Source organism: Mesorhizobium sp. M4A.F.Ca.ET.090.04.2.1, from assembly GCF_003999085.1.
Classification (GTDB): Bacteria; Pseudomonadota; Alphaproteobacteria; order Rhizobiales; family Rhizobiaceae; genus Mesorhizobium.
Window position 1 is genome coordinate 1 of the sequence record NZ_RZOT01000665.1, and the last position, 2849, is coordinate 2849.

Annotated in this window: 3 protein-coding genes and 1 pseudogene; 3 read left to right on the plus strand and 1 reads right to left on the minus strand. The window is 64.7% G+C overall.

The genetic code is table 11. The annotated features are described in order from the left end of the window. Window positions 1–88 precede the first annotated feature (88 nt). Window positions 89–871, minus strand: coding sequence for an IclR family transcriptional regulator C-terminal domain-containing protein (locus EN781_RS30005; protein ID WP_126058997.1), 783 nt, complete (start codon window positions 869–871; stop codon window positions 89–91). A gap of 91 nt (window positions 872–962) precedes the next feature. On the opposite strand from EN781_RS30005, the gene EN781_RS30010 reads away from it, so the two are divergent. The 3 genes and pseudogenes from EN781_RS30010 to EN781_RS30020 all read left to right on the plus strand — a co-directional run. Further along, window positions 963–1820, plus strand: coding sequence for a CoA transferase subunit A (locus EN781_RS30010; RefSeq protein WP_126058996.1), 858 nt, complete (start codon window positions 963–965; stop codon window positions 1818–1820). Next, a complete protein-coding gene (locus tag EN781_RS30015) occupies window positions 1817–2620 on the plus strand; it encodes a CoA-transferase subunit beta (protein ID WP_126058995.1) in 804 nt (267 codons plus the stop codon). Before EN781_RS30010 ends, EN781_RS30015 begins: the two co-directional genes overlap by 4 nt. Then, window positions 2621–2849 (plus strand): annotated as a pseudogene (locus tag EN781_RS30020) (3-oxoadipyl-CoA thiolase); the annotation flags it as partial.

The window sequence follows — 2849 nt, forward strand, 5'->3', positions numbered from 1 at the left end:
GTTGCGGCCAGCCCCCGTCACTATACGGGGAGAAGTGCCCGGCAGGGCGATGAGGGGCGGCGCCGACTTCAGACAGTTGGCTGGCCAGTCAGTCGAAGAAGAATTCCTCGACCCGCTGCTTTGCTTTGCGCAGCACAGGCAGGATCTCGCGCTCCATCGCCTCGACCGAGAACCGGGCCGACTGCGTCGAGACGTTGATGGCGGCGACTACCTGGCCGGTACGGTCGCTGATCGGCACGGCTATCGAACGCAGGCCGAGTTCCAGTTCCTCGTCGACAATGGCGAAGCCATCCGCCCCCGCCTTGTCGATTGCCTTGCCCAGCGCGGCGCGGCTGGTGATCGTCCGAGGCGTCCGCGGCTCGATCTTTGCATCGGCGAGGAAGGTCTTCATCTCATCGGCCGGCAGCCCAGAGAGCAGCACGCGGCCCATCGATGTGCAGTAGGCGGGCAGCCGGGTACCGACGTCGAGCGCCACGCTGAGGATGCGGCGGCCGGGGATGCGCGCGACATAGACGACGTCCTCGCCCGACAGCACCGCGGCGTTACAGGCCTCGTCGAACTGCCCGGCCACCTCGCGCATGATCGGCGCAGCGAAGCTCCACAGCGAGGCACTGCCGAGCCAGGTCCGCGCGATGGTGAGCAGGCGTGGCGACAGCGAAAACAGCCGGCCCGACTGTGTCGCGTAACCCGCGTTCACCAACGTCAGCAGGAAGCGGCGGGCGCCGGCGCGAGTCAGGCCCGCCTCCTCTGCCATCTCGGTCAGCGTCATGCCGGCGGGATAACGCGCGAGGACCTCCATCACCGCAAGCCCGCGCTCCAGCGAGCCGACATGATCGCGCGAACTGGCCTCGCCTTCTAGAGCCGTCTGCATGGCGTTGACTCCCCTTCAGGGTAAGATTAGAAAGTATCACATATCAAACATATGTTCGCAATACGAACTTTTCGATACCGGGAGCCGAAGAATGGTGAAGTTCCTGCCGCTGAAGGAGGCTGTCGCGGAGAACCTGCACGACGGCGATACGGTCGCCTTCGAGGGCTTCACCCATCTGATCCCGACAGCGGCCGCGCATGAGGCCATTCGCCAAGGCTTTCGCGACCTCACTTTGATTCGCATGACGCCGGACCTGATCTACGACCAGATGATCGGCATGGGCATGGCGAGAAAGATCGTCTTCTCCTATGTCGGCAATCCCGGCGTCGGCCTGCTGCGGCGCGCCCGCGACGCCATCGAGAATGGCTTTCCGCGCGCAATCGAGGTCGAGGAACACAGCCACGCCGGCATGGCCAACGCCTATGAGGCGGGTGCCGCCGGCCTGCCCTGCGCGGTCTTTCGCGGTTATCGCGGCGCCGGCCTCGCTTCGGTCAACCCGAACATACGGTCGCTCACCTGCCCGTTCAGCGGCGAAGTGCTCGCCGCCGTTCCATCGATCCGGCCCGATGTCAGCTTCATCCATGCACAGAAGGCCGACAGGAAAGGCAATGTGCTGGTCGAAGGCATCATCGGCATCCAGAAGGAAGCCGTTCTCGCGGCCAAGCGCGCCGTGGTGACGGTCGAGGAAATAGTCGACAATTTCGACGATCTCCACCCCAACCTCACCGTGCTGCCCAACTGGACGGTCGCCGCGATCGCGGTCGTGCCGGGCGGCTCGCATCCCTCCTACACCCATGGATATTATGCGCGCGATAACGCGGCCTATCTCGAATGGGACGAGATCGCCGCCGACCGTGACCGTTTCCAGGCCTGGATGCAGAAGAACGTCATCGAGAGCAGCGCGGCCGACTTCGCCGGTCGCGTCGAGCATCTGAGGAAAGCCGCATGAGCGACGCTGAAAATCTTGGCTTCACGCCCAACGAGATGATGACGATCGCCGCCAGCCGGGCGCTGAAGAGCGAGGATGTCTGCTTCGTCGGTATCGGCGCGCCGTCTGCCGCCTGCAACGTCGCGCGGCTGACCCATGCGCCGGACATCACGCTGATCTATGAAAGCGGCACCATCGGCACCGCGCCCGATGTGCTGCCGCTGTCGATCGGCGATGGCGAATTGTGCGAGACAGCGGTTACCACCGTCGCGGTGCCGGAGATGTTCCGCTACTGGCTGCAGGGCGGCCGCATCTCCATCGGCTTCCTGGGCGCGGCCCAACTCGACAGGTTCGGCAACATCAACACAACCGTCATCGGCGACTATGCGCACCCGAAAACGCGCCTTCCCGGCGGTGGCGGCGCGCCGGAAATCGCCACCTCTTCAAAAGAGGTGTACATCACCATGGCGCAGTCGAAGCGCGGCATGGTCGAAAAGATCGACTTCTTCACCTCCTTCGGCCATGGCGACGGCGGCGATCACCGCAAGCGTCTCGGCATCGATACGGCCGGCCCGACGCTTTTGATCACCGACCTCGCGATCTGGAAGCCGGATCCGGTCACCAAGGAATTCACCGTCGTGTCGCTGCATCCAGGCGTGACCCGCGAGCAGGTGCAGGCGACCTGTGGCTGGGTGGTAAAATTCGCCGAGGCCCTTGACGAGACGCCGGCGCCGACGGAACTCGAGCTGACGACATTGCGCGATCTTCAGGCCCGCACCAAGGCGGCGCATGAGGGGACCGCCAAGGGGAAAGCTGCATAGATGACCGACGCCTTCATCTGCGACTACATCCGTACGCCGATCGGCCGCTTCGGCGGCGCGCTGTCCTCGGTACGAACGGACGATCTCGGTGCGGTACCCTTGAAGGCCTTGGTCGAGCGCAATGCCGGCGTCGACTGGGCGGCGGTTGAAGATGTTATCTATGGCTGCGCCAACCAGGCCGGCGAGGACAACCGCAACGTCGCCCGCATGGCGCTGCTGCTCGCCGGCC

Excerpts from the sequence above, each read along its gene's own strand:
- EN781_RS30005 (WP_126058997.1), bottom strand. The coding sequence starts at position 871 with ATGCAGACGGCTCTAGAAGGCGAGGCCAGTTCGCGCGATCATGTCGGC.
- EN781_RS30010 (WP_126058996.1), top strand. The coding sequence starts at position 963 with ATGGTGAAGTTCCTGCCGCTGAAGGAGGCTGTCGCGGAGAACCTGCAC.
- EN781_RS30015 (WP_126058995.1), top strand. The coding sequence starts at position 1,817 with ATGAGCGACGCTGAAAATCTTGGCTTCACGCCCAACGAGATGATGACG.